General features: G+C 60.1%; 22 protein-coding genes and 1 tRNA gene. 17 read left to right on the top strand and 6 right to left on the bottom strand.

Annotated features, from left to right (window positions below):
• Nucleotides 1-11 precede the first annotated feature (11 nt).
• The 5 genes from trmD (at nucleotide 12) to hisC (ending at nucleotide 4,494) form a co-directional block, all read left to right on the top strand.
• Nucleotides 12-761: a tRNA (guanosine(37)-N1)-methyltransferase TrmD gene (gene trmD, locus ACPWMG_RS17505; RefSeq protein ID WP_483300762.1), complete on the top strand. Its 750-nt coding sequence runs from the start codon at nucleotides 12-14 to the stop codon at nucleotides 759-761.
• Nucleotides 762-959: 198 nt separating this feature from the next.
• Nucleotides 960-1,343, top strand: a complete 384-nt coding sequence (rplS, locus tag ACPWMG_RS17500) for a 50S ribosomal protein L19 (RefSeq protein WP_483300760.1) — start codon at nucleotides 960-962, stop codon at nucleotides 1,341-1,343.
• Nucleotides 1,344-1,472: 129 nt separating this feature from the next.
• Nucleotides 1,473-2,237 carry a CoA pyrophosphatase gene (locus ACPWMG_RS17495; RefSeq protein ID WP_483300759.1) on the top strand — a complete coding sequence of 255 codons (765 nt, stop codon included), beginning with the start codon at nucleotides 1,473-1,475 and terminating at the stop codon, nucleotides 2,235-2,237.
• Nucleotides 2,238-2,309: 72 nt separating this feature from the next.
• Nucleotides 2,310-3,302 (top strand): CobD/CbiB family protein, encoded by a 993-nt coding sequence (locus tag ACPWMG_RS17490; RefSeq protein WP_483300758.1) that lies wholly within the window; start codon nucleotides 2,310-2,312, stop codon nucleotides 3,300-3,302.
• Between the two features lie 79 nt (nucleotides 3,303-3,381).
• Nucleotides 3,382-4,494, top strand: coding sequence for a histidinol-phosphate transaminase (gene hisC / locus ACPWMG_RS17485; RefSeq protein WP_483300757.1), 1,113 nt, complete (start codon nucleotides 3,382-3,384; stop codon nucleotides 4,492-4,494).
• Between the two features lie 5 nt (nucleotides 4,495-4,499).
• Here the strand turns inward: hisC and rsgA are convergent, their stop codons facing one another.
• From rsgA to ACPWMG_RS17470, 3 genes are read right to left on the bottom strand one after another with little or no spacing between them, the layout of a single operon-like run.
• A complete protein-coding gene (gene rsgA / locus ACPWMG_RS17480; protein ID WP_483300756.1) occupies nucleotides 4,500-5,441 on the bottom strand; it encodes a ribosome small subunit-dependent GTPase A in 942 nt (313 codons plus the stop codon).
• A gap of 22 nt (nucleotides 5,442-5,463) precedes the next feature.
• Entirely contained in the window at nucleotides 5,464-5,811 is a 348-nt protein-coding gene (locus ACPWMG_RS17475; protein WP_483300755.1) for a 4a-hydroxytetrahydrobiopterin dehydratase, read from the bottom strand.
• Nucleotides 5,808-7,097: a M48 family metallopeptidase gene (locus ACPWMG_RS17470; RefSeq protein ID WP_483300754.1), complete on the bottom strand. Its 1,290-nt coding sequence runs from the start codon at nucleotides 7,095-7,097 to the stop codon at nucleotides 5,808-5,810. The genes ACPWMG_RS17475 and ACPWMG_RS17470 overlap by 4 nt, the downstream gene beginning before the upstream one ends.
• A gap of 36 nt (nucleotides 7,098-7,133) precedes the next feature.
• Here ACPWMG_RS17470 and orn point away from each other — a divergent pair, with 36 nt between their 5' ends.
• The 10 genes from orn (at nucleotide 7,134) to ACPWMG_RS17420 (ending at nucleotide 18,768) form a co-directional block, all read left to right on the top strand.
• A complete protein-coding gene (orn, locus tag ACPWMG_RS17465) occupies nucleotides 7,134-7,751 on the top strand; it encodes an oligoribonuclease (protein ID WP_483300753.1) in 618 nt (205 codons plus the stop codon).
• 363 nt (nucleotides 7,752-8,114) lie between these two features.
• Nucleotides 8,115-10,100 carry a DEAD/DEAH box helicase gene (locus ACPWMG_RS17460; protein WP_483300752.1) on the top strand — a complete coding sequence of 662 codons (1,986 nt, stop codon included), beginning with the start codon at nucleotides 8,115-8,117 and terminating at the stop codon, nucleotides 10,098-10,100.
• A 159-nt stretch (nucleotides 10,101-10,259) separates the two neighbouring features.
• The gene (locus tag ACPWMG_RS17455; RefSeq protein ID WP_483305281.1) at nucleotides 10,260-11,687 is read left to right on the top strand and encodes a sensor domain-containing diguanylate cyclase; all 1,428 of its coding nucleotides are present in this window, start codon (nucleotides 10,260-10,262) and stop codon (nucleotides 11,685-11,687) included.
• Between the two features lie 48 nt (nucleotides 11,688-11,735).
• Nucleotides 11,736-12,707: a tRNA lysidine(34) synthetase TilS gene (gene tilS / locus ACPWMG_RS17450; protein WP_483305280.1), complete on the top strand. Its 972-nt coding sequence runs from the start codon at nucleotides 11,736-11,738 to the stop codon at nucleotides 12,705-12,707.
• 92 nt (nucleotides 12,708-12,799) lie between these two features.
• Nucleotides 12,800-14,068, top strand: a complete 1,269-nt coding sequence (locus ACPWMG_RS17445; RefSeq protein WP_483300751.1) for an aspartate kinase — start codon at nucleotides 12,800-12,802, stop codon at nucleotides 14,066-14,068.
• Nucleotides 14,069-14,102: 34 nt separating this feature from the next.
• Nucleotides 14,103-14,195 (top strand) — tRNA-Ser (locus ACPWMG_RS17440).
• A 588-nt stretch (nucleotides 14,196-14,783) separates the two neighbouring features.
• Nucleotides 14,784-15,647 carry a hypothetical protein gene (locus ACPWMG_RS17435; protein WP_483300750.1) on the top strand — a complete coding sequence of 288 codons (864 nt, stop codon included), beginning with the start codon at nucleotides 14,784-14,786 and terminating at the stop codon, nucleotides 15,645-15,647.
• A gap of 350 nt (nucleotides 15,648-15,997) precedes the next feature.
• Nucleotides 15,998-17,107 carry a sensor histidine kinase gene (locus ACPWMG_RS17430; protein WP_483300749.1) on the top strand — a complete coding sequence of 370 codons (1,110 nt, stop codon included), beginning with the start codon at nucleotides 15,998-16,000 and terminating at the stop codon, nucleotides 17,105-17,107.
• Nucleotides 17,104-17,736 (top strand): response regulator, encoded by a 633-nt coding sequence (locus ACPWMG_RS17425; protein ID WP_483300748.1) that lies wholly within the window; start codon nucleotides 17,104-17,106, stop codon nucleotides 17,734-17,736. The genes ACPWMG_RS17430 and ACPWMG_RS17425 overlap by 4 nt, the downstream gene beginning before the upstream one ends.
• A 30-nt stretch (nucleotides 17,737-17,766) precedes the next feature.
• Nucleotides 17,767-18,768 (top strand): tripartite tricarboxylate transporter substrate binding protein, encoded by a 1,002-nt coding sequence (locus ACPWMG_RS17420; RefSeq protein WP_483300747.1) that lies wholly within the window; start codon nucleotides 17,767-17,769, stop codon nucleotides 18,766-18,768.
• A 53-nt stretch (nucleotides 18,769-18,821) separates the two neighbouring features.
• Here the strand turns inward: ACPWMG_RS17420 and ACPWMG_RS17415 are convergent, their stop codons facing one another.
• From ACPWMG_RS17415 to ACPWMG_RS17405, 3 genes are read right to left on the bottom strand one after another with little or no spacing between them, the layout of a single operon-like run.
• Nucleotides 18,822-20,105 (bottom strand): glucarate dehydratase family protein, encoded by a 1,284-nt coding sequence (locus ACPWMG_RS17415; protein WP_483300746.1) that lies wholly within the window; start codon nucleotides 20,103-20,105, stop codon nucleotides 18,822-18,824.
• Between the two features lie 51 nt (nucleotides 20,106-20,156).
• On the bottom strand, nucleotides 20,157-20,846 hold the full coding sequence (locus ACPWMG_RS17410; protein WP_483300745.1) for a FadR/GntR family transcriptional regulator: 690 nt from the start codon (nucleotides 20,844-20,846) through the stop codon (nucleotides 20,157-20,159).
• Between the two features lie 40 nt (nucleotides 20,847-20,886).
• Entirely contained in the window at nucleotides 20,887-21,807 is a 921-nt protein-coding gene (locus ACPWMG_RS17405; RefSeq protein WP_483300744.1) for a dihydrodipicolinate synthase family protein, read from the bottom strand.
• A 298-nt stretch (nucleotides 21,808-22,105) separates the two neighbouring features.
• Here ACPWMG_RS17405 and ACPWMG_RS17400 point away from each other — a divergent pair, with 298 nt between their 5' ends.
• On the top strand, nucleotides 22,106-24,037 hold the full coding sequence (locus ACPWMG_RS17400) for an ABC transporter substrate-binding protein (RefSeq protein ID WP_483300743.1): 1,932 nt from the start codon (nucleotides 22,106-22,108) through the stop codon (nucleotides 24,035-24,037).
• Between the two features lie 72 nt (nucleotides 24,038-24,109).
• On the top strand, nucleotides 24,110-25,096 hold the full coding sequence (locus tag ACPWMG_RS17395; RefSeq protein WP_483300742.1) for an ABC transporter permease: 987 nt from the start codon (nucleotides 24,110-24,112) through the stop codon (nucleotides 25,094-25,096).
• Nucleotides 25,097-25,108 lie beyond the last annotated feature (12 nt).

The following is a 25,108-nucleotide window of genomic DNA, read 5'->3' as shown; positions in this document are numbered from 1 at the left end:
CCGAAACAGCCATGCGATTTGACGTCATCACGCTGTTCCCCGAGTTGTTTGCGCCATTCCTGGAGACTGGCGTGACGCGTCGCGCCTACGCGTCGGGGCTGGTTCAAGTGCATTTATGGAACCCGCGCGACTTTGCAGAGGGCAACTACCGGCGTATCGATGACCGTTCGTTCGGCGGCGGTCCCGGCATGGTGATGATGGCCGAGCCGTTGGCGCTGTGTTTGCAGAAGATCCGCGAACAGCGGGCGGAAGCGGAAGCGGCACCCGTCGTGCTGTTTTCGCCACTGGGCCCGGCACTGAACCATTCGACCGTTACGCAATGGTCGGACAGCGCCGGCGCGGTACTGCTGTGCGGGCGTTACGAAGGTGTGGATCAGCGCTTTATCGATGCCCATGTCACGCACCAAATCAGCCTGGGCGACTTTGTGTTGTCGGGCGGCGAGATTGCGGCGATGGCCTTGCTGGACGCAGTGGCGCGTCTGCAGCCGGGTGTGTTGAACGACGAAGGCAGCCATCAGCTCGACAGTTTCAATCCTGCGCTTGATGGCCTGCTCGACTGTCCGCATTACACCCGCCCCGAAGTCTGGGCCGATCGCGCGGTGCCCGAGGTGCTGATGTCTGGCCATCACGTGAAGATCGAGCGCTGGCGCCGAGACCAGCGGCTGCAGATCACGGCGCAGCATCGTCCGGATTTGATTGCCGCCGCGCGTGCCGCCGGGCTGCTGGACAAAGCCGACGAGAAGGTCTTGCGTGACCTGTAGTTCGGCGTGGCTTGCCTGCTGCGGCTCTAAGCTGTTATACTCAAAGGCTTTTCGATCCTCTGCCCGGCCGTTTTGTAGCCTGGTTTTGGTCTCTTGGTTGAGGTTGATTTTGGTATCAGCCACGATGAAAAGACCTGCCGATGCTCACAGAACTTTGTGTCATCCCGACAGCGCGGACACGATCATTGAAGGAAATTCATGAACCTGATTCAAACTCTCGAGCAAGAAGAAATTGCTCGCCTTGGCAAAAGCATCCCTGAATTCGCCCCCGGTGACACCGTCATCGTGAGCGTGAAGGTGGTTGAAGGCGCCCGTAAGCGTCTGCAAGCCTACGAAGGTGTTGTGATCGCCAAGCGTAACCGTGGCCTGAACAGCGGCTTCACCGTGCGCAAGATCTCGAGCGGCGAAGGCGTGGAACGTACGTTCCAAACCTACAGCCCCCTGATCGCCTCGATCGAAGTGAAGCGCCGTGGTGACGTGCGCCGTGCCAAGCTGTACTACCTGCGTGACCGCAGCGGTCGTTCGGCTCGCATCAAGGAAAAGCTGCCAGCACGTGCCAACAAGGTGGCCGCTGCTGCATAAGCAGTCGCAACCTGTGCAATCAAGCCGCCGCAGCGCAAGCTCGTGGCGGCTTTTTTCATGGGGCTTCGGTTTCTGCGCGGGCCGCGTCCTGCTTGCTTGCGCCAGCTTTTCATTGCAAAGTCAGTCGTCTTGAATTCACCCGCCCAGCCATTGCCGTCAGCGTCGACGCCGTTGTCCAAACTGCCGAACTTTGACCCGCGCCACGCGCCGTCGCTCGGCACGGATGCAGCTTTGCCCGCGATTGCTTTGTACCAACTCACACCCGCTGCACTGCGCGCACGATTCCACGCGCCACCAACCTGGCAGCCAGAGGTGTGGCTGGAAAAACGTTTTGCCGACCGCCAGCCCATGCAGGCGGCTGTGCTGATCCCCATCGTGGCGCACCCGTCGGAGCAGGGCGGTGCCACGGTGCTGTTAACCGAGCGCGCCACGCATTTGTCAACCCACTCCGGCCAGATTGCCTTTCCCGGCGGCAAGGTCGACCCAGAAGACGCCAGCGTGATCGATGCCGCCAAGCGAGAGGCCTGGGAAGAGGTGGGGCTGGAGGTCGAATTCATCGACGTGCTGGGCACACTGCCCGAATACGTGACGGGCACCGCCTTTCACATCACCCCCGTGGTCGCGCTGGTGCGGCCCGGCTTTGTGCTGCGCCCCAATCCGGACGAAGTGGCGGCCGCCTTCGAAGTGCCCTTGGCCTTTTTGATGAACCCGGCGAATCACCACCGCCACGCGTTCGACTGGCAAACACCCACCGGCCCCGAGCGCCGAGAGTGGTTTTCCATGCCTTACCAAGATGGTGCGAACGAGCGCTACGTGTGGGGCGCCACCGCCGGCATGTTGCGCAACTTCTACAGATTCCTGGCGGCAACGGCTGCCGCACCAAAACAGCCTTAAAACCGCGTTCGATGCGAGCGAATGGGGCGTGATCCGACGCGGAGCCCCTTTTGGCGTCGTTATGATGAAGCCATGAGTTTCTTTGCCATTCTCTTTGCCTTGCTGATCGAACAAGTGCGCCCGCTGGCGCGCGACAACCCGGTGCACACCGCGCTACGCGCGTGGGTGCACACAATGGCCCGCAACTTCGACGCCGGACGTCCCGCGCACGGCTGGGTGGTGTGGTCGCTCGCGGTGCTGGTGCCCACCCTGGCCGTGCTCGGCATCCACTGGGCGCTGGTGTGGACGCTGGGCTGGCCGGCCGCCATCATCTGGAACGTGGTGGTGTTGTACGCCACGCTGGGTTTTCGCCAGTTCAGCCACCACTTCACCAGCATTCGCGATGCGCTGGAAGCCGGCGACGAAATCCAGGCGCGCCAACTGTTGGCGCAGTGGCAGCGTGTGGATGGGAGCGCGCTGCCACGCAGTGAAATCGTGCGCCACGTGATCGAGTATTCGGTGCTCGCCGCGCATCGCCACGTGTTTGGTGTGTTGTGCTGGACGCTAGTGCTGGCCGCACTGGGCCTGGGCCCCGCAGGTGCCGTGTTCTACCGTTTGAGTGAATTTGCCTCGCGCTACTGGCAGGCCAACAACCCGTTTGCCCAACAAGACTCCAGCCCCGCTGTACGTAGCGCAGCGGCCAGCGCGTGGACGTTGATCGACTGGGCGCCCGCGCGTGTCACCGCGCTGGGTTTTGCCGTGATGGGCAGCTTTGAGGACGCCATCGACAGCTGGCGCAACTACGCCGAGCATTTTCCGAACGACAACGACGGCGTGATCTTGGCCGCCACTTCGGGTGCGTTGAACGTGCGTTTGGGCGGCGAGGCGCTGAAGATCTCGCCGCGCTTGGCCAGCGGCGGTGCCGAGACTTTCGAGGCCGATGTGCTGCAAGAAGACACCGAGGCCACGCCCGGCCGCGAGCCCGAACTGTCGCACCTGCGCAGCGTGGTGGGCTTGGTATGGCGCACGGTGGTGGTGTGGATGGGTTTGCTGGCGCTATTGACGGTGGCGCGGCTGCTTGGCTAAGCGCCAATTTCAATCTAAGCAAAATTGGCCTCTAGCGCTTGCTGCATAAGCGGTAGCAGCTACACATTTTGGAGTTTCTGTGTCTGAAGTTTCTTCCCTCTGGAGCCCGGTGGTGGGCACGCTCACGCCCTACGTGCCCGGCGAGCAACCCAAACAAGCCAGGCTGGTCAAGCTCAACACCAACGAGAACCCGTACCCACCGTCGCCGCAAGTGATCGAGGCCGTGCAGGCCGCCACGTTGGCTGGCCTGCAGCTCTATCCCGACCCCGAATCCACCGCGTTGCGCCAAACCATTGCGCGCCACCACGGCTTGGTGGCCGAGCAGGTGTTTGTGGGCAACGGCTCCGATGAAATTTTGGCGCATGCCTTCTTCGCGTTTTTTCAGCAGGACGGGGCGCCGCTGCTGTTTGCTGACGTGACCTACAGCTTCTACAGCGTGTACTGCGGCCTGTATGGCATTCCCGCGCAGACGGTGCTGCTGGACGACGCCATGCGGCTTGACGTGGCCGCCATGACGGCCCCGCGCGCCGAGCCACTGGCGGGTGTGGTGGTCGCCAACCCGAATGCGCCCACAGGCATTGGCTTGCCGCTGGCGCAGATCGAACAATTGCTGCAAGCCCACCCCAACCGCGTGGTGCTAGTGGACGAGGCGTATGTGGACTTCGGCGGCGCGAGCGCGGTGCCACTGGTCGCCAAGTACCCGAACTTGCTGGTGGTGCACACGCTGTCTAAGTCCCGCTCCTTGGCGGGCTTGCGCGTGGGTGCTGCCTTCGGTCAGCGGCCGTTGATCGATGCGCTGGAGCGTGTAAAGAACAGCTTTAACTCGTACCCGCTTGACCGTTTGGCGCAAGCCGGCGCTGCGGCGGCGTACGAAGACACCGCCTACTTTGCGCAGACGGTGGCGGCGGTGGTGGATGCGCGTGAAGGGCTGAGTTTGGCGTTGGAAGACTTGGGCTTTGCCGTGCTGCCGTCGCAGGCCAATTTTGTGTTTGCACGCCACCCCACGCGCGATGCGGCCAAGTTAGCCGCGGCCTTGCGCACCCATGGCGTGTTGGTGCGGCATTTTCGAAAGCCGGAGCGCATCGCGCAATACCTGCGCATCAGCATTGGCACGCCGCAGCAGTGCGGCGTGTTGGTGACGGCGCTGGAGGCGATTCTGCAGAGCCCGCCAGCACCCTCCACCGCAGGCTAAGAGGCTTAGTAGCGCGGGCCCTGGCTCAGCTCTTCAAACAAGTTGCCATAGATTTTGTAGCGCCGCTCGCTGATGCGCTCTTCATCCGGGCCGGTTTCAATCGCTGCGCGTACGCCGCAGCCCGGCTCGTGCAAGTGCGTGCAGTTGTAGAACTTGCACTGCGCGATGTGGCGCTTGAAGTCGGGCATGAAGTCGGCCAAGTGGCGGGCGTCCACGTGGTGCAGGCCAAATTCTTGAAAACCGGGCGAATCGATCAGCGCCGTTGCGGGTTTGCCTTCGCCTTGATCGACCCAGTACCACGAGGTGGTGGTGGTGGTGTGTTTACCGGAATTTAGCGCCTGCGAAATTTCACCGGTGGCGGCCAATGCGCCGGGCACCAGGCGGTTGATCAACGTGCTTTTGCCGCTGCCCGACGGGCCCAGTACCAGCGTGGTTTTACCCGCCAGCGCGGCGGAGAGTGCTGTGACGCTGGCCTCGTCATGCTTTAGCGACAGCGGCAAGATGTTGTAGCCCATAGCGCGGTAAGGGGCGAGCCAGCCCCAGGCGCGGTTGAAGGGCTCGGCCAAGTCGCTTTTGTTCAGCACGATGAGTGGTGTGATGCGCTCGGCTTCCGCTGCAATGAGGGCGCGTGACAACTGCACTTCAGAGAACTCGGGCTCGGCCGCAATCAAGATCAGCACTTGGTCGAGGTTGGCCGCAAAAGACTTGGTGCGGATCTCGTCCTGCCGGTAAAACAGGTTGCGTCGGGGCAGCAACTTTTCGATGGTGCCCTCGTCGCTTTGGCCGGGCAGGCCGGCCAGCCATTGCACCCGGTCGCCCACGACGGCGGTGCTTTTTTTGCCGCGCGGGTGGCAGATGCGGCGCGTGCCGTCGGCTGACTCCACCACGCAGTGGCGGCCATGGACGGAAACGACCAGGCCTTCGGCCAGAGTGGGGCGGTTGCTCAAGCGCGGGCTTTCATTGGATTGATCAAACGGGTTCTGCCAGCAAGCCGTCCACCAGGGCAGCGCAGGCGAAGTCGGTGGCCGACACACCGTTCACATCGTGCGTGTTGAAGCGCACCACGCAGCGGTTGTAGAACACCGCCAACTCGGGGTGGTGGTCTTGCGCGTTGGCCACAAAAGCCAGAGCGTTCACGAACGAGATGGTCTCGTAGTAGTTGGCGAAGTGGTAGGTCTTCTGGATGGCGACGTTGGGGCCATCGCCATGCAGCGTCCAGCCTTCCACCTTGGCCAGGCTTGCTACTACTTCTGTAGCGGTCAGCGCACGGCGGGGAAGCTTAGACCAGTCTTTTTTCTTGAGATTTGAAGTGCTCATGCGGCGGCTCCTTGGGACATGCGCGCCAACCGCTCGGAGGCGGGTGGGTGCGAGTAATAGAACTTGACGAACACCGGGTCGGGCGTCAGCGTAGAGGCGTTGTCTTCGTACAGCTTGAGCAGCGCGGTGCGCAGGTCGCCACCGTTGGTGTGGGCCATGGCGTAGGCATCGGCCTGGAACTCGTGTTTGCGCGAAAGCTGTGCCGACAGCGGCGATACAAAGAACGAGAACACCGGCACGGCCAGCAAGAACAGTAGTAGGGCCAACGCGTCGTTGGGGGCGCCGCTCAGTTCAGGCGTGGCGCCCAGGCCGACGTAAAACCACACCTGGCCAGCCAGCCAGCCCAGCAGCGCAAAGCCGGCCAGGCTCAGCGCAAACATGGTGACGATGCGTTGGATGATGTGTTTGTGTTTGAAGTGACCCAACTCATGCGCCAGCACGGCATCGACTTCGCCGGGCGAGAGCTTGGCCAGTAGCGTGTCGTAAAACACCACGCGTTTGGCCGCGCCAAAGCCGGTGAAGTAGGCGTTGGCGTGGGCGCTGCGTTTGCTGCCGTCCATCACGTACAAGCCCTTGGCGGCAAAGCCGCAGCGCTGCATCAATTGGGTGACGCGGGCTTTCAGGGTTTCGTCTTCCAGCGGCTTGAATTTATTGAACAGCGGCGCGATGAAGGTGGGGTAGACCATCAACAGCAGCAGGTTGAAGCCCATCCATGTGGCCCAGGCCCACAGCCACCACAGGCGGCCAGCGGCGCCCATCAGCCAGAGGATGAGGGCGGCAATCGGCAGGCCGATCAACACACCCACCAGGGTGGACTTGGCCAAGTCGGCCAGCCACAGGCGCAGCGTCATTTTGTTGAAGCCGAAGCGTTGCTCCAGCACAAAGGTTTGGTACAGCGTGCCGGGCAGGTCGATCAGCCCGCTGATCAAGCCAAAGCAGCCCAGCAGGGCGAGCTGTTGCCACATGCCGCCGCCCATCACGCCCAGCAGCGCTTGGTTCAGCGCGTTCAGGCCGCCGAGCAGCGTCCAGCCCAGCAGCACTGCCGCGCCCACAGCCATGTCGATCAGGCCATAGCGGCCTTTGGCAACGGTGTAGTCAGCGGCCTTTTGGTGCGCCTCCAAAGTGATGGTGCTGGCGAACGGCGCGGGCACTTGGTTGCGGTGTTGCGCCACGTGGCGAATCTGCCGGCCCGCTAGCCAAAAGCGCAGCAGCAGGCTCAGCACCAGCGCGGCGGCAAACAAGAGCGTCAGCGTCATCGCGGGCGCTTGAAAAGTTGAATCAAACATGGCGAAGGAGTGTAGGCCATCGGTGACAATCCACAGATGGACGAACTGAACACCCCGGGCGCTGTGCGCCTACCTAAATCGGACCAAAACCTGATCTGGATCGACTGCGAAATGACCGGCCTGGAGCCCGAGTCCGACCGCCTGCTCGAAATCGCCGTGATCGTGACCGGCCCCAACCTGGAGCCACGCATAGAAGGCCCGGTGCTGGTGATCCACCAAAGCGATGCGCTGCTCAATGGCATGGACGCCTGGAACAAGGGCACGCATGGCCGTAGCGGCCTGATCGAGAAGGTGAAAGCCTCTACGGTGACCGAGGCTGAAGCCGAGCAGCAAATCATCGATTTCTTGAAGGCCTACGTGCCCAAGGGGGTTTCGCCCATGTGTGGCAACAGCATCGGCCAGGATCGGCGCTTCTTGGTCAAATACATGCCCAAGCTCGAAGCCTTTTGCCACTACCGCAACCTGGATGTGAGCACGCTGAAAGAACTGGCCAAGCGCTGGCGCCCCGAAGTGGCGGCAGCTTTCAAGAAGCAGCAAAAGCACACGGCGCTGGCCGATGTGCACGAATCGATTGAAGAGCTGGTGCATTACCGCGAGCACTTCTTGAACGTGGGCACGCCAGGAACTACGGCAGGAGGATCTGCCAGCGTCTAGTGCGGTTCGGCGTCTATACCACCGCGCCAAGCCAATGCTGGCGCGGGTTTGCGACCTTTTTTTGCGTTTTATCTGTAAAACGCTAGGTAAAAACCCCGATTCACCATATAATCGAAGGCTGCACTTAGATACGCCGCCTAGTAACTGCTGAAAAACTTTTAGTTTGCCAGCGAGGCACATCAAGTACGCAAGTGCATTTTGCACATCTCCCTTCACACACCTCGCGCACAAAGTTGCGTCGACCTGTTGTAAACGCCCTGATCAGTAGCAGGGTCGTACATAGGCACCGTTTGATGGTTGATGTTTTTTAACCATTGACGGATCCGCTGCAGCCTTTGCGGCGGTTCGCGTGTGAGTAATGACATGAACGACTCTTTTGACGTCGCTGGCGACTTTTCGCCTGCGCAATCCGACGCTGTTTCCGATACTTTCGTGACTGAAACCGTACTTTCCCAAGACGGCATCGAAGCCGTTGCCGTTGAATCCAACGAACCCGCTCTGCCAAACGGCTTTGTCGAACTGGGCCTGGCGCCAGAACTCGTGCAAGCCGTGGCCGACCTCGGCTACCAACAGCCTACCGCTGTGCAGTTGCAAACCGTGCCGCTGGCCATGCAAGGTGAGGCCGCTGGTTTTGTCGACCTGATGGTCTCCAGCCAAACCGGTAGCGGTAAGACCGCTGCTTTCTTGTTGCCCGTTCTGCACACGTTGCTGCGCCAACAAGCTGAAGCTGCTGAAGCCGAGCGTGCTGCCTATGAAGCCGCCGTGGCCGAAGCCGCTGCCAAGGGCGAGCCTGCTCCCAAGCGCGCCAAGCGCAAGGACCCCACCAATGCGCGTAACTTCAAGGCTGCAACGCCTGGTGCGCTGGTGCTGTGCCCAACCCGTGAACTGGCCCAACAAGTGGCCCACGACGCGATTGAATTGGTAAAGCATTGCCGTGGCCTGCGTATTGCCAGCGTGGTGGGCGGTATGCCTTACCAACTGCAAATCGCCAAGCTGCAAAACGCCAACCTGGTGGTGGCCACGCCTGGCCGTCTGCTGGACTTGCAACGTTCGCAACAAATCAAGCTGGACCAAGTTCAGTTCCTGGTGGTGGACGAAGCCGACCGCATGTTGGATCTTGGCTTTGCCGACGATCTGGCTGAAGTCAACCAGATGACCATCACGCGTAAGCAAACCATGATGTTCAGCGCCACGTTTGCGCCGCGCATTCAGCAACTGGCTGCCCGTGTGATGCGCGAACCCCAACGTATCACCATTGCCAGTCCGCAAGAAAAACACGCCAACATCAAGCAAGCCTTGTTCTGGGCCGACAACGCCCAACACAAGCGCAAGCTGCTGGACCACTGGCTGCGCGACACCACCATCGCCCAAGCGATTGTGTTCGCCAGCACGCAAATCGAGTGTGATGGCTTGGCCAACGACCTGCAACAAGAAGGCTTCAGCGCCGTGGCATTGCACGGTGCGCTGAGCCAAGGTCTGCGTAACCGCCGCCTGATGGCGCTGCGCCAAGGCCAAGTGCAAATCTTGGTGGCAACAGATGTGGCCGCACGTGGTATTGACGTGCCGAGCATCAGCCACGTGTTCAACTTTGGCTTGCCGATGAAGGCCGAAGACTACACCCACCGCATTGGCCGTACCGGCCGTGCTGGTCGCGATGGCATCGCCATCACGTTTGCTGAAATGCGCGATCGTCGCCGTGTCATGGACATCGAAAGCTACACGCACCAGCAATTCAAGACGGAAGTGATTCCGGGCATGGAGCCACAACAGCGCATTCCTGACCTGCGTGGCGGTGGCGGCGGCCGTGGTGGTTTCGGCGGCCGTGATGGCGGCCCACGTCGCAGCTTTGGCGGTGGTGGCGGCCGTGGCTTCGGTGGTGATCGTGGCGGAGACCGTGGTGGTTTCGGCGGCGGTGATCGCGGTGGCTTTGGTGGCGGTGACCGTGGTGGCGATCGCGGCGGCTTCGGTGGCAACCGTGAACGCTCTGGCGGTTACGCTGGTGCCAGCGGCTTCAACGATCGCAACGCTCGCCCTGCAGGCCCTGGTGGCTTCCAAGGCCAGCGTCCACAAGGTGGCGGCTACCAAGGTGGTGGACAAGGCGGCGGCTTTGGTGCCCCACGTGAAGACCGTGGCGGCCGTCAAGAAGGTTTCGGCGGAGGCCGCGACCGTGACAACTTCGCTCCACGCGGTGCAGACCGTGGCGAGCGCGGTGACTTCGGTGGCCAACGCCCCGCAGGTCGTCCAGCTTTCGGCAAACCAGCTGGCGCACCTGCCGGTGGTTTCGGCGGCGGCAAGGCCTTTGTGCCGCGTGGTGATGCCAAGCGTCGCCCGGCCAAGCCAGCGCGTTAATCTTCACAGGTAAAACTTGTGCAAAGCCAGGTCTTCGGACCTGGCTTTTTTTATGGGCGCTCGCCGGGGCAAGTGCAGTGCGGTGACACTATGCGGTAACAATAAAGGCAGGAGGTTCTACGCGTGGATTCTTTTTCGTCTGCTGCCGATTTCGAACGCATGTTCGAGATGGCGCCCGTGTCGCTTTGGCTCGAAGATTACAGTGCACTCAAACAAATGTTTGATGCCTGGCGCGCCGAAGGTGTGACCGATTTACGCGCGCACCTTCTGGCCCATCCCGAGTTTGTGCCGCTGTGTGCGGCATCCTTCAAAGTGCTGCGCGTGAACCGTCGCACACTCGAAATCTACGCTGCCAAAAGCCAGGAAGAACTGGTCTCGCGCATGCATGAAGTGTTTCGTGGCGACATGTTCGAAAACATGGCGCGCGAGCTGGAGCAGATGTGGAGCGGCCAGCTCGGCATCACCACGCAAACGGTGAACTACTCGCTCGATGGCCGGCGGCTCGACATCCAGGTGAACGCGCGTGTGCTGGAAGGCCACGAGCAAACCTGGGACCGTGTGCTGGTGTCGATCAACGACGTCACCGCATCGCTGCAAATGCAAAACCGTTTGGTGAGCAGCGAGCAATATGGGCGCGATCTGTTTGATTACTCGCCCGTGTCTTTGTGGGTGGAAGACTTCAGTGCCGTTAAAACCTTGATCGACGATGTGCGCGATCGCGGCATTCAGGACTTCCGCGTGTTCCTCAGCGTGCACCCAGAATTTGTCGAGCGTTGCATGCGCGAGATCCGAGTGATCAACGTCAACCAGCAAACGCTGACGATGTTTGGCGCGGCCCACAAAGAAGAGCTGTTGAGCCGATTGGGCGATGTGTTCCGCGATGAGATGCGCGACTGTTTTGCCGAGCAACTCATTGATCTGTGGAACGGCAAGACCACCCAGCAGCGCGAGGTGATCAACTACGGCCTTAAAGGCAACCTGATCAACATCCATCTGCAGTTTGCCGTGCTGCCAGACCATCTGGACACTTGGAATTTGGTGCTGGTGTCGCTGGTGGACATTACCGCGCGCAAGAAGGCCGAGGCCTACCTGGAATACCTGGGCAAACACGACTCACTGACGCAACTGCGCAACCGTGCCTTCTACATGGAAGAGCTGAACCGCTTGTCACGTAAAGGGCCGTGGCCTGTGAGTGTGTTGGCCATCGACTTGAACGGTCTGAAGAAAATCAACGACGAAGAAGGCCACGTAGCGGGTGACGCTATGCTGCGCCGCGCGGGTGAAGTGTTGGGCAAAGTGGTCGACTTTGGCGCCTGCGCTGCACGTACCGGCGGTGATGAGTTCGCCGTGCTGCTGCCCGGTGCTGACGAACGCATGGCGAAAGCCACGATCGACCGCATCCACAGTGTGCTGGAGTTGAACAACCAGTTCTACACCGGCCACAAACTCAGCATGGCCATGGGCGCGGCGACCTGCGAGTCGAGCGATCAGATGGAAGCCGCGTTGATCCGCGCCGACCGCGCCATGTATGTGGAGAAGGCGCGTTACTACCATGACAACAATCTCGAGCGCCGCAAGAACCCGTAGCAAAAGCGCGTGCCGGAGGAGGGCGTGACGTCTTCGCGCGTGGCCCCCATGCCGCCAGCGTTCGCGGCCGCCATGTCCGCCTTCGAGCCCGCGTTGCCATTGCTGGTGGCCTACAGCGGCGGAGCCGATTCCACCGCGTTGCTGCTGGCGTGTGCCGACCGTTGGCCGGGGCAGGTGAGGGCGGTTCACGTGCACCATGGCTTGCAGTCGGCAGCCGATGATTTTGTGCGGCATTGCACCGCGTTTTGCGCCGTACTCAACGTGCCGCTGCAAGTGCAGCACGTCCACGCTAAACATGCACTGGGCGAAAGCCCTGAAGACGCAGCCCGCAACGCGCGCTACAAAGCTTTTAAGGCTGCAGCGCTTTCTGCATCAGCGGGAGAAGCTATTCAATCCATAGCGCTGGCGCAGCATGCCGATGACCAGGTTGAAACCTTGTTGCTGGCGCTGAGTCGCGGGGCTGGCTTGCCTGGCTTGAGCGCCATGCCCGCGACATGGCAACGCGACGATTTGCGCTTTCACCGGCCGCTGTTAACGGTGCCTGCGGCTGAGATTCGCACTTGGCTGCAAGCACGTGGCGTCACGTTTGTAGAAGACCCGACCAACACCGACGAGCGCTATACGCGCAACCGCATCCGTGCGCGCCTGCTGCCGGTGCTGGAGGCCGCGTTCCCACAGTTCCGCACCACGTTTGCTCGCAGTGCGGCCAACGCCGCGCAGGCCCAGGCGCTGCTGGAAGAGTTCGCCCAGCAAGATCTGGCGCTGACCGGCGCACCGCCGGTTATCGGAGTGCTGCGCAGCCTGCCCGCGAACCGCCAAGGCAACCTGCTGCGCTATTGGTTGAAGGCCTCGTTTGGCGTGAGCCCCAGCGCCAGCCAACTGGCTGAAGCGCTGCGCCAAATCGACGCCTGCGCCACGCGCGGTCACAAGATTCACATCAAGTTGGGCGATGGTTTCCTGGTGCGGCAAGAGGCGTTGCTGCATTGGTACAATCCGAAGGCTCCAGGTCACACAGCTTGACGCTTTTTTAATGAAGCGGCGCGTGGGCCTCGGATGTATTTACGGCTGCGCCACCAGGGGCAGCATTCTGCTTCCCAACGACACAACACTTCATGGCATTGATCGTTCATAAATACGGCGGCACGTCGATGGGCTCCACCGAGCGCATCCGCAACGTTGCCAAACGCGTGGCCAAATGGGCCCGGGCCGGCCACCAGATGGTGGTGGTGCCTAGCGCCATGAGCGGCGAAACCAACCGCCTGCTCGGCCTGGCCAAGGAACTCGCTCCATCCAAATCCACCGAAGCCTACCAGCGCGAACTCGACATGCTGGCCTCCACCGGCGAGCAAGCCTCGGTGGCCTTGTTGGCGATTGCGCTGCAGGCCGAGGGCATGGAGTCCGTCAGCTACGCTGGCTGGCAAGTGCCGATTCGCACCGACAGCTCGTACACCAAGGCGCGCATCGAGTCGATTGACGACAGCAAAGTCCGCACCGACCTGGCCGCCGGCAAAGTTGTTATCGTCACCGGCTTCCAAGGCGTGGATGACGAAGGCAACATCACCACCTTGGGCCGTGGCGGCAGCGACACCTCGGCCGTGGCCGTGGCCGCCGCCATGAAGGCGCAAGAGTGCCTGATCTATACCGACGTGGATGGTGTCTACACCACCGACCCGCGCGTCGTGGCCGAAGCCCGCCGCCTGCACACCGTGAGCTTTGAAGAAATGCTCGAAATGGCATCCATGGGCTCCAAGGTGCTGCAGATCCGCTCGGTGGAGTTCGCCGGCAAATACAAGGTGCCGCTGCGCGTGTTGTCCAGCTTCACGCCTTGGGACATCGATATCAATGAAGAAGCCAAGTCTGGCACCTTGATCACTTTTGAAGAAGACGAAAAAATGGAACAAGCCCTTGTCTCCGGCATCGCGTTCAACCGCGATGAAGCCAAAATCTCCGTGCTCGGCGTGCCCGACAAACCTGGCATCGCGTACCAAATCCTGGGCGTCGTGGCCGATGCGAATATCGACGTCGATGTGATCATCCAAAACGTCAGCAAAGACGGCTTCACCGACTTCAGCTTCACCGTGAACCGCGGCGAATACGCCAAGACCATCGACCTGCTGAAAGAAAAAGTGCTGCCGGCACTGGGCGCACTGGAAGTAGTGGGCGACGCCAAGATCTGCAAGGTCAGCATCGTCGGCATCGGCATGCGCAGCCACGTGGGTGTGGCCAGCAAAATGTTCCGTTGCCTGAGCGAAGAAGGCATCAACATCCAGATGATCTCCACCAGCGAAATCAAGACCTCCGTCGTCATCGACGAGAAGTACATGGAACTCGCCGTGCGCGCTCTGCACAAAGCATTCGATTTGGATCAGCCCGCTGCGTAAAAACGGCTGATTTTCATGCGATAATCGATGGATTGGAAACGTGACCGAGTGGCCGAAGGTGCTCCCCTGCTAAGGGAGTATGGGGTGTAGAGCCTCATCGAGGGTTCGAATCCCTCCGTTTCCGCCAAGATTGCCCCTGTAGGTTTGCCTGCAGGGGCTTTTTGGTTTCTGGGGCTTCATCTGTTCGATCTCTCGACCAGGCATGTATCGAGCATCGCCGTGATGCATCTACCGCTGGAATATTTGCAGCGGGAATCCACGGCGGAGTTGGCAGATTTGTAGACAGAATCTGAACTCGGTTTGTCCCTCTATGTTCTGGCATGGAAACCACACTCTTCTGGCCTGATTGAAAAGAAGTGTGAGAACTTCGACGCGACGAATGGCCTCGTTTGGACGACAGCCTGTCTGTGGCCGCGTTAGCAAGCGGCGTGACGTTCAGTCTTTGAGCGAATGGTGCGCAATGGAGGGGCCGTAGCGCTGCATTGCGACCCAATTCGTTGCTAATGACGGGGCCGCTGTGCCGAGCGCTCCGAGCCCCAAGTGTTCCAAACGCGACTCGCCAAAACCATGGTGCCGTCGCACTTTACATAGGCGAAACCTAGCGCATCTAAGATTCTTCTTCCCTTGCTAAACCACCCGTTCCTTTTCTCTTCATCGAAAGGTGAATGAAAGGAATCGAGTGTGTGACAGAGACAGGTGAAAGGGTGAAAGTCGTATGGGACAAGCTAAGTTAAAACAGAGTGCGCTTTTCACTTCGGATGTGATTGCAGAGTGGGAATCCGAGGCGTGCGTTAACTTCGCCGTCGCTTTGGCCCGGGCCACCAAGTGGTTGCTGCACGTGGACTGGTGGGTGCCGTCCACTGACCCCCACAACAATATTCCTTTCGAGATGTGCAAACCATTGCGCGTCTACGTGGCGGATAACCAGTACGACGTTTTCGATGTCAGAGGCATTCGAAAGTTGTTCTCTTTTCAGCTTCGGACGATTCGCCAGTTGGCCCAGAGCTATGGGCGCGGCAGTCTGCGCACGGGCTACTATTCTGAAGAGCGGTTGGCTGCAGCGCCTTTGCTGAACAAGCCCGATGAACGCAAGATTGACCGTGCAGCTCAACTGATTGAGCAAAACGCGGCGTACTTGGCCGCCATCCCCAAGAGGGCGCTACCCTTGATCCCGGCCTATCAAGCAGCAGACTTTGCATATGGTCGTTGTGTGCCATTTGCCGAGGCGCTGTTTGCCGTCACCGGCTTGATGCCTGTGGCGCTGATGGCGGTCCGTTTTGCGCCAGAGTTTGTCGGTACGCAGACGGGCGAAAACGGCTACATCCATAGCATTGTTCTGCATGCCGACGGCATGGGTGAAGACAGTTGGGGCAAGGCGTCGCTCGCAGAAATCGCTGCGCGCTTTGGTGTCACGGAGTTCAGGATCGGGCGTGAAGAGCATCAGAAGGCTTTGAAGAATCTCCAGCGCAACTCCCCAGACGAGTACAGGGCGGCTGTGGACGAGGCCAAGGTGCTGATCAAGCAATATTGCGTGCCCAAGCCAACTGCGATTCGATTTTCGGAATGGGTGGACGGCTAGCTCTTCGGGTGTCTGGAGAGTGGCTTTTTTCGCGCCCGAGTTGTGGTCCTGGTGTCGGGGGCTGAAGAGTCGGGCGGCTCGCGATGCGCGCTGCCAAATCCTTCAAAAAATGACACAAAACGTCTAGAGCAAAAAGACGTTGGTCCGTAACGTAGTGCCTCGTAAACGGTGAGTTTTTCACCGTTGGCAGATCGAGGCCGTTTGTTGAATGGTGGATCTGTCTGGCCGGACACATCATCAGATGCCCTTCAACGATGATCCACTTTCCGACTCTACAAATTTCTTCGCCAGTGGTGCGGGTGCTTGCACTGGTGCCCTCTGGCATGGCGTACCGCGTCGCAAATTCTTTGATGTTTAGTTTGATCCGCGGGCTGCCAAGTGCAGCGCTGCTGCTGGCACTGACGAGCGCCAGTTCCCATCTTCGAGCCGAACCCTTGGTGCCAACGGCCGCTCCTTCTGTGGCACACACTGCGGCGCCCACGGCCCTGACCCGAGAGGCTGCAGCCGTCGGACAACATGCTGCGCAAGCTTCTGTCGTGCAGCGGTATGGCTCGTCCACGGTTGGGAGCGCCGCTGCATTGCGTTCCGTTGTGACGGGTGACCGATTGCTGGTATTGCCGGCCTGGTTGTTTTCCGATTGGCTGCATGCATTGGCCTTGAGCGCGGTGCTGTCGATCACCATTGGCTTGCGCGCCTATTGGCTGCGCCGGCGCCGTGCGCAGCATGAGATGCGCATCGCTGTGCGCATGGGCGAGCGCAACCGCATCGCGCGCGAACTGCACGACTCCTTGCTGCAGAGCTTTCATGGCCTGATGTTCCGCCTGCAGGCCGCGCGCAACATCTTGCCCAACTCGCCTGTTGAAGCGGCTGAAATGTTGGACACCACATTGACTCGGGGAGACCACGCCATGAACGAGGCGCGCCGGGCAATTCAGCAGTTGCGCAGTTTCTCGGGCGGTGAAAGCGACTTGGTGCAATCGGTCGAAGCCTTAGCGCAAGACCTGCAACTATTGGATGTCGATGCCCACTTGCCCGCGTTTCGCGTCATCGAGTTAGGCGAGGCGCGTTCTTTCGACCAACTGATCCGCGACGATATTTACTGCATCGTGCGCGAAGCCGTGCGCAACGCTTTTCACCATGCCAACGCGGGCCACATCGACGTGGAAATCCACTACACCGGGCCAAACTTTTTAATCTACGTGCGTGACGACGGGGTGGGCATGACGGCCGACGTCATCAGCCAAAAACGCCGTGCGGGACATTGGGGTATTCAAGGCATGAAAGAACGCGCGGCCAGCTTTGGTGGCGGCGTGTCCATCGACAGCAAGCGCGGTGTGGGCACCAACGTCTGCCTGATGGTGCCCGGCAAACTTTTCACCTCGGCGCGGCCGGTGCAGCAGCCTTGGCTGGCGCGCTTGCGCCCGGGTTTCCGTTCGAATATGGCGAGGAGTGCCCCATGAACCCATTGTCCGGCCGCATCCGTGTGCTGTCTGTAGACGACCATCCGCTGATCCGCGACGGCATAGCCGGGCTCATCGCCACGACGCCTGATATGGAGCTGGTGGGCGAGGCGGCGGACGGGCGCGATGCGGTGGCCAAGTACCGCCAGTTGCAGCCTTCCGTGGTGCTGATGGACATGCAGATGCCCATCATGAACGGCCTGGAAGCACTGGTGGCGATCCGCAGCGAGTTCCCTCAGGCGCGTGTTCTGTTGCTGACGACCTACTCCGGCGATGTGCTGGCGCAACGTGCCCTGAAAGCCGGCGCACGGGCCTATCTGCTCAAGAGCCTGGTGCGCACAGAGTTGCTGGATGCCATACGCGCCGTGGCTCAAGGGCAGGTGCACATCAGCCCGGCGGTGGCGATGGAACTGGCGCGCTACAGCTCGACCGATGCGCTCAGTTCGCGCGAAGTGCGGGTGTTGGAATCGATTGCGTGTGGCCATGGCAACAAGACCGTCGCGCGCGAGTTGGATATTACCGAAGGCACGGTGAAGAGCCACGTCAAGAACATCTTGGCCAAGCTCTGCGCGAATGACCGAACCCACGCGGTCACGCTCGGGCTCAAGCGCGGAATCATTGAGGGCTAGTCTCGTTTGAGGCCCTCTCCGCCACATCGTTTGACAACGACTGTCTCCACCTGGTCCACCCGCCGCAAAGTGATTTCCGCCGGTGCGGGTGGCTTGGCCGCGCTGGGTTTGGCGGCGCTCTTGGCCAGCCCACTAAAAACGTCTACCGGCTACCCCAACCGGCCGATAGAACTGGTCGTGCCTTTTGCTGCAGGCTCCTCAGCTGACATCGTGGCACGTGCGTTGGCGGATGGTTTGGCGCAGCGTCTGGGCCAACCGGTGGTAGTGGTGAATCGGCCCGGCGGTGGCGGCGTGGTTTGTTATGGCTACATGTTGCACAAGCCTGCAGACGGCTACACGCTCATCCTCAGTTCACCGGCCATCCTCACGGCGTATCACGCGGGTATTGCCAACTTCAACTACCGAGACCTGGCGTTTTTAGGTGGCGTGACAGTGGAGAACCCCATCGTCGCGGTGCGTGCCAACGCCGCTTGGCGCGATCTGCGCGAACTGGTGGCGTTTGCGCGAGAGCACCCCGGCATGCTGAAGGTAGGCAACTCCGGCCCCGGCAGCCAGACACAGATCACCGCCTTCGCATTTTTTGCGCAGCAGAATACGCACCCCTTACACGTGCCATTTTCTACGGCGCAGGTGGTGACCGCCTTGCTGGGTGGAGAGATCGATGCCGTCGTCCAGTTGCCCAGTGCCATCCTGCCGCATGTGCAAAGCGGCACCTTGAAGATCATTGGCACACTGTCTCGGCAACGCGAGCCGGCGGCGGCGACCGTGCCCACGGCCATCGAGCAGGGCTTTGATTTTCATGCCGAGGTGTGGCGGGCTTTGGCGGGACCGAAAGGCCTGCCGGAGGACGTGGTGGCCACATTGGAGGCTGCGCTGCAAGAAACCGTGCAAGGCCACGCGTTCTCCACACGCGGTTTACGCGAAGGCTTTGCACCTGCCTTCCAACAGCGCCGCGCGTTTGCCGCTTCGCTAGAGGCGGAAGATGTGCTTGTGGCACAGGCCATGCGCCGCTTGGGTATTTTTAAACGATAAGCAAGCATTCTGTTTTGATCCATTCAAGTTGCTAATAGCGCTCTGGCTTGCCGTCAGTAGCGTGGGTTCTTGCCTCCGAAGGCTGGGTCGTACTTACGCATTTGGGTGAGGTCGTCTCGGCTTTTGATACCGCATTCAAGGTATTGTTGATGCAGCTTTTGCAGTTGTGAAGGGTCAATTTCAACGCCGAGGCCGGGCGTCGTTGGCACTTTCACTGAACCTTCGAAAAAGGCCAACCGGCCGCCTTTGATGACCTCTTCTTCCTGCCACGGGTAGTGCGTGTCGCAGGCGTAGGTGAGGTTGGGAATGGCGGCCGCCACATGTGTCATCGCCATCAGGCTGATACCTAGGTGAGAGTTGGAGTGCATGGACATGCCCATATCGAACACACCGCACATACGTGCCAGGGCGACGGTGGCGCGCAGGCCGCCCCAGTAATGATGGTCAGACAAGAGAATCTTCACCGCGTGCGTGGTGGCGTTGCGTTTGAACTCTTCCATCGAGGTGACACACATGTTGGTGGCCAGCGGGGCGCGGCAGTGTTTGGCCAACTCGGCCATGCCCTCCTGGCCGGGTGTCGGGTCTTCATAGTATTCAAGCAAGTCATCAAGCTCTTGGGCGGCAGCGATGCTGGTGGCGAGTGACCAGTTGGCGTTCGGATCAAGCCGTAGCGGAGCTGTGGGAAATGCCTTGCGCAAAGCTTTCATCGATGCGATTTCCACCTTCGGATCGAACACGCCGCCCTTGAGCTTGATGCTTTGAAAGCCGTATTCGGCCACCATTTTTTGCGCTTGCACGACGATTTGTTCGGGGGTTACGGCCTCGCCCCATGCATCCGGCGCGTAGGGGCGATCGATATGCTCAGCAAACTTGTAAAAAAGGTAGGCGCTATAGGGAACCTCCGGCCGAACTGCGCCACCCAGCAGGTCACAGATCGGCATGCCGAGCAGTTGCCCCTGTAGATCCATCATGGCCACTTCGAAGGCGCTAATCACCTTCTCTGCGTTCTTTGCAACGTGTGAACCTGAGGCGAGCCCGAACTGTACGGGGCGATCTGCGCTCACGCCGGGCTGGATGGCTGCGCGTACGCGTTCTTCCATGGCGTTCAACGCAAAAGGAGAAAGTCCCAGCAGTAGGTCCTGGGCATCTTTCAGTGCCCTCAGAACTGACGCGTCACCATAGGTTTCCGCGATACCCACGCGGTCATCTGAGGTCTCGACTTCGATGATGCTACGCAATGCCCATGGCTCGTGGATACCCGCGGCGTTAAGCAAGGGGCCGTCGCGGAAAGCGATGGGGGTGATCCGCACATGTTTTATCTTGACTTGATTTTTCAATTTTCTTGTCTCCAAACTTGTTGGTGCTCACCGACATGTGGGGCCGGGTATCTACTTGCCGAACATGCGGTCGCGCGCGTTCTCCAAATGTTGCCGCATGCCCTGGCTGGCGGCCTGTGGGTCGCGGCGGCGTATGGCTTCAAGCACTACTTCGTGTTCAGCCTGTACGACTCTTTGGCGGTCCACACTCTTGGTCAGCGAGAGGCTGCGCATGAGGGTCATGCTGGCCATGATTTGTTCCTGCATGGAGCCAATGGCCGAAATGAAAAATTGGTTGCGCGTCGCCCTTGCTACGGCCAGGTGGAAATCGAAATCTTCACTGGAGCCTAGACTCTGTTGGGCGATCACGGTGTTGAGTTGATGAAAGCGTTGCAGTAGATCGGCAACCTCCGCTTCGCCAGCCTTGGTGGCCGCCAGCGCTGCCGCGCCGGACTCGGTGACGATGCGGAACTCAAAGCAACGCTGCACATCGGAGAGCGTTTCCAGTGGTGTGAATCGTGGCAAGTCCGGGTCGGGGCGGCGCTGTACGTAGGTGCCTGAGCCCTGAAGCGTGTTGGTGATGCCATCGGCACGCAGGCGCGTGAGCGCTTCACGGATAGTTGGGCGAGAAGCCGTGAAACGTTCGGTCAGGGCCAACTCGGTGGGCAGTTTGTCACCCTCGGCGAACTCACCGTCGATGATGGATTTGAGGATCTCCCGGTAGACCCGGTCGACCAGGCCGGTGCCTTTGCTGCTTTTCATGTGGGTTGGAAAAAAATAGAGACTGGAGAAGTGCTGCGGATCAGAACTCTTGATCGTAAGCGAGCAGCGCCAGCGCCTGCGCTCGGATCTCTTCCATGCGATCAGCAGGGCTTGGGCTGAGCAACGGCAGGTGTGCGCCCATGTCGGCGATCCCCGACAGGCTGACGGCGTCGTGCAAAACGCGAATCAACGAAATGGACTCGCGCAGATCCTCCATAGGGAGAAACCGTGCATGCAAGGCCGTGGCTGTGGCGGTGTCGCCGCGTTTAAGAGCGCGCAACAGCGCGATGCAGGGTCTGGGCGCGATGCAGCCCGAGCCAGTGGTGAAAGACGCCAGTCCAAATTGCTGCAGGTGGACCAGGATGGGGCGCTCGCCCAAGCCACTCACAATGCGTTCGCGTGGGAGACGCTGAACCAGCTCCGCAAGGTAAGGATCCTGCGCCGGATCATCGCGCACGATGGCGTACTTGACGGCTGCAATGCTGCCTTCTTCTACGAGGTGGGCCAGCGTGGCCACGTCGATGTATTGTTCGCTCTTCAGGTAAAGCGTCAGCGGCATGCCGGCGGCGTGCACCACACGGCGCAAACCATCGGCCACACCGGCGGGCGTGGTGAAGCCGGCCATGGGCAACACCATGGCCGTGCGGTAGCCGCTGTCGCGCAGCAGCCGGGCCTGGTCCATCATCTTGCCGAAATCTGGGCCGATAGAAGGGATCACGCGTGTGGTGGGGGCGGCGGCGGCGGCCAGTTCCTGTAGCAGTTGTGCGTAGTCACTCAGTGGGCAGTGGTAAAGGTTGGCGTTGCCGCCGTACAGCAAGGTGCGGTGACCGCCTGCTTCCATGTGCCGGATCAAGCTGGCGTTTTGAGCCGTATCGAGCGTCAGATCCGGGCGCCGCGCCAAGGGCGGTACGGCCAGCACAGCGTTGCCGAATTCTTCCGCAAGCAAGGGGGTCGTGTTCATGCGTCGGGGACTCCAGAGTGGTGTGTTTGGCGGCCATGGGCCTGGCCAGCGAGGATGTGTTAATTGTATGACAAATAAAAAAGTTGTCAGACAATAAATAGCGGTTGCCTGTGCGACATGGATTGATTCACGTTGCACATAGGAGCGTTTTCAGAAGTATTTCGAGCAATTTATGTAAAGACCTATATCTACAAGGGTTTGTCCTTGATTGGCTCTGTCAAAGTTGTCTGACAAAATTGTTTGATAACTTGACAGGAGACACCCAATGTTCACGCCGCGTCGTTCCTCCCGTTTCCCTATGCCCGCCAGTACTGCCCGGCGAACTGTCTTGAAGGGTTTTGCTGGAGCGGCAGCCCTTGCTGGGGTAGGCACCTCGGCATGGGCTCAGGCTGCCAAGGAAGCTTCAGCGTTGGGCAAACTGGTGTCCGATGGCAAGTTGCCGGCGCTCGCACAGCGGCTGCCGTCCATGCCGCTGGTGGTGCAGGCCGAAAAGGTGGGTACTTATGGCGGTGTGATTCGCCGCGGGCTGCGCGGCAGTTCTGATCACAACGGCATCCTGCGCATGGTCGGTAACCAGGGTTTGGTGCGTTGGAACCTGGCTTTTACCGAAGTGCTGCCGTGTGTGGCAGCACGCTGGGAAGTCAATGCTGCCGCCACAGAGTTCATCTTCCATCTGCGCCCAGGCATGAAATGGTCTGATGGCAAGCCTTTCACGGCCGACGACATCGTCTTTGCCATTGAGGACTGCTGCAAGAACCCCGAGCTCTACAAGACGGTGCCTTCAGTGCTGGTCATCAACAACAAGCCAGTGGTTGTGACCAAGGTTAGCGACATCGCTGTCAAATTCACTTTCGCCAGTGCCTATGCGCTATTCCTGGAGCAATTGGCGACGCCGCTGGGCCAGCAACCCACGCTGTTTCCCAAGCACTACTGCAGCCAGTTTCTGCCTAAGTACAACCCCAAGGCGCTCGACAACGCCAAGGCGGCCAATGTGGCCGATTGGCCCACGTACTTCCGCAACAAGTGCGGAGACATTGAAATTCCTTCGCGCTGGGGCAACGTCGAGAAACCGACTCTGGATCCTTGGATCCTGACGGAGGCGTATTCCGGTGGTGCCACGCGCGTGGTGATGGACCGCAACCCCTATTTCTGGCAGGTAGACCAAGCCGGCAACCAGTTGCCTTACGTGGATCGCTTGAGCTTCAATATCTCGCAGGACGTAGAGTCGCTGATGCTGGATGCGCTGTCGGGCAAGCTCGACATCCAGGAGCGCCACATCGATTCGCTGCAGAACAAGCCTACGCTCTCGCAGAACATGCAAAAGGGCGGCTACCGCCTCATCGAGCTGATCAACACGAGTGCGCAGCAGGTGCAGATCTACCTGAACATGACGCACAAAGACCCAAAGATGCGCGAGATGTTCGCTAACAAGCAGTTTCGCCAGGCGCTGTCCTTGGGTATGAACCGAAAGGAAATCATTGACATCGTCTACCTTGGCCAGTCCGAGCCCTACCAGACGGGCCCGCGCCCCGGCCACCCTTGGTTCAACGAGAAGCTGGCGCACCAGTTCACCCAATACGACCCCAAGCAAGCCAATGAGCTACTGGACAAGCTGGGCTACGACAAGCGTGACGCCCAGAAATTCCGTCTGCGTCCGGACGGCCAGAAGGTGTTCTTCTCCATCGATGTGATTCCAACGCTTTACCCCGATGCCGTGGATACGTTGGAACTGGTCAAGCGCCATTGGGCTGAGATCGGCGTGGACATCAAGGTCAACACAATCGAGCGGGCTTTGTACTACACCCGGGGTGACGCCAACGACCACGACGCCGCGACCTGGCCCGGGCCCGGTGGCCTGGATCCGATGCTGGACGCGCGGGACTTTATTGCGACGCACCCGCAAGGTTCGCGTTATGCGATTCCTTGGGCGGTTTGGTTCACCTCAGGTGGTAAAGACGGTCAAGAGCCCCCTGCGAGCCAGAAACAGCGCATGAAGCTTTACGACGACGCACGTGCCACAGCCGACCTGAAGAAGCGCGGCGAGCTGATGAAGCAAGTCTTCGATCAGTGTGCCGACGCCTTCGAGACGATTGGCGTGTGTCTGGCCGTCAACTCCTTCGGCATCTGCAAGACCAACTTGCAGAACGTGCCCAAGAGTTATCCGAACGGTTGGTCATGGCCTAACCCCGCGCCGGCGCTGCCGCAGCAATTTTTCTTCACGCGTACGTAGTTTTTCACTTGGCTTCTTGAACATTGCGGCCACCCCCGGTGGTGGCTGCATGACGAACTTTTGGCCCAAACCATGTTGAGTTTCATCGTCAAACGCCTGCTGTGGATGCTGCCTTTTTTGCTGGCGATCAGCTTTTTATCCTTTGTATTGATCCAGTTGCCGCCTGGTGACTTTGTCACGACTTACATCGCCACGCTGGCAGCTTCGAACGAGGTAGTGGACCAAGGCACTGCGGCCAGTCTGCGCGAGCGTTTTGGGTTGGACCAGCCCATGATCGTGCAGTACTGGCGTTGGATCTCCAACATCGTGCTGCATGGTGACTTCGGCCTGTCGTTTGAATGGCAGCAACCCGTGGCTGACCTCATCTGGGAACGCATGAGCCTTACGCTGGTCTTGACCTTCTCTGCCTTGCTGTTGACCTGGGGCATGGCGCTGCCGATTGGCGTGTACTCCGCGGTCAAGAAGTACTCGGTCGGCGACTACTTCGTAACCTTTCTGTCTTTTGTGGGGCTGGCTATTCCGAGCTTTCTTCTGGCGCTGGTGCTGATGTACTTTGCGGCCGTGGAATTGGGGCGTGATGTGGGCGGCCTGTTTTCCGAGCAGTACCTCACGGCGCCGTGGAGCATTGCCAAGACGTTGGATCTGCTGGAGCATCTATGGATTCCGGTGGTGATCCTCGCCATCTCTGGAACGGCCAGTCTGATCCGCGTGATGCGCGCGAACATGCTCGACGAGTTGCATAAACCCTATGTGACCACCGCACGTGCCAAAGGCCTGTCAGAGTTCAACCTGATCATGAAATACCCGGTGCGCATGGCAATGAACCCCTTCATTTCGACCATTGCATGGTTGCTCCCCAATTTGGTGTCGGGCTCCATCATCGTGGCCATCGTGATGAGTCTGCCGACGGCTGGGCCCTTGCTGCTGCAGTCGCTGTTGAGCCAGGACATGTACCTGGCGGGCGCCTTCATTTTGCTGATCTGCTTGCTGACTGTCGTGGGGTCATTGGTCAGCGACATCTTGCTGGCGATGGTGGATCCGCGTATCCGGCTCGAATAAACCCTGAACGGA

Source organism: Hydrophilobacter chitinilyticus, assembly GCF_049860745.1.
In the GTDB taxonomy this organism is placed as follows: domain Bacteria; phylum Pseudomonadota; class Gammaproteobacteria; order Burkholderiales; family Burkholderiaceae_C; genus Rhodoferax_B.
Note: the sequence above shows the minus strand (reverse complement) of the source record. Positions and strands in the feature narration are given on the sequence as shown.

What these genes read in the sequence shown, in the direction of transcription:
- trmD (WP_483300762.1), top strand. Translation starts at nt 12, where the DNA reads ATGCGATTTGACGTCATCACGCTGTTCCCCGAGTTGTTTGCGCCATTC.
- rplS (WP_483300760.1), top strand. Translation starts at nt 960, where the DNA reads ATGAACCTGATTCAAACTCTCGAGCAAGAAGAAATTGCTCGCCTTGGC.
- ACPWMG_RS17490 (WP_483300758.1), top strand. Translation starts at nt 2,310, where the DNA reads ATGAGTTTCTTTGCCATTCTCTTTGCCTTGCTGATCGAACAAGTGCGC.
- ACPWMG_RS17475 (WP_483300755.1), bottom strand. Translation starts at nt 5,811, where the DNA reads ATGAGCACTTCAAATCTCAAGAAAAAAGACTGGTCTAAGCTTCCCCGC.
- ACPWMG_RS17470 (WP_483300754.1), bottom strand. Translation starts at nt 7,097, where the DNA reads ATGTTTGATTCAACTTTTCAAGCGCCCGCGATGACGCTGACGCTCTTG.
- orn (WP_483300753.1), top strand. Translation starts at nt 7,134, where the DNA reads ATGGACGAACTGAACACCCCGGGCGCTGTGCGCCTACCTAAATCGGAC.
- ACPWMG_RS17460 (WP_483300752.1), top strand. Translation starts at nt 8,115, where the DNA reads ATGAACGACTCTTTTGACGTCGCTGGCGACTTTTCGCCTGCGCAATCC.
- ACPWMG_RS17455 (WP_483305281.1), top strand. Translation starts at nt 10,260, where the DNA reads ATGTTCGAGATGGCGCCCGTGTCGCTTTGGCTCGAAGATTACAGTGCA.
- tilS (WP_483305280.1), top strand. Translation starts at nt 11,736, where the DNA reads ATGCCGCCAGCGTTCGCGGCCGCCATGTCCGCCTTCGAGCCCGCGTTG.
- ACPWMG_RS17445 (WP_483300751.1), top strand. Translation starts at nt 12,800, where the DNA reads ATGGCATTGATCGTTCATAAATACGGCGGCACGTCGATGGGCTCCACC.
- ACPWMG_RS17435 (WP_483300750.1), top strand. Translation starts at nt 14,784, where the DNA reads ATGGGACAAGCTAAGTTAAAACAGAGTGCGCTTTTCACTTCGGATGTG.
- ACPWMG_RS17430 (WP_483300749.1), top strand. Translation starts at nt 15,998, where the DNA reads ATGTTTAGTTTGATCCGCGGGCTGCCAAGTGCAGCGCTGCTGCTGGCA.
- ACPWMG_RS17425 (WP_483300748.1), top strand. Translation starts at nt 17,104, where the DNA reads ATGAACCCATTGTCCGGCCGCATCCGTGTGCTGTCTGTAGACGACCAT.
- ACPWMG_RS17410 (WP_483300745.1), bottom strand. Translation starts at nt 20,846, where the DNA reads ATGAAAAGCAGCAAAGGCACCGGCCTGGTCGACCGGGTCTACCGGGAG.
- ACPWMG_RS17405 (WP_483300744.1), bottom strand. Translation starts at nt 21,807, where the DNA reads ATGAACACGACCCCCTTGCTTGCGGAAGAATTCGGCAACGCTGTGCTG.
- ACPWMG_RS17400 (WP_483300743.1), top strand. Translation starts at nt 22,106, where the DNA reads ATGCCCGCCAGTACTGCCCGGCGAACTGTCTTGAAGGGTTTTGCTGGA.
- ACPWMG_RS17395 (WP_483300742.1), top strand. Translation starts at nt 24,110, where the DNA reads ATGTTGAGTTTCATCGTCAAACGCCTGCTGTGGATGCTGCCTTTTTTG.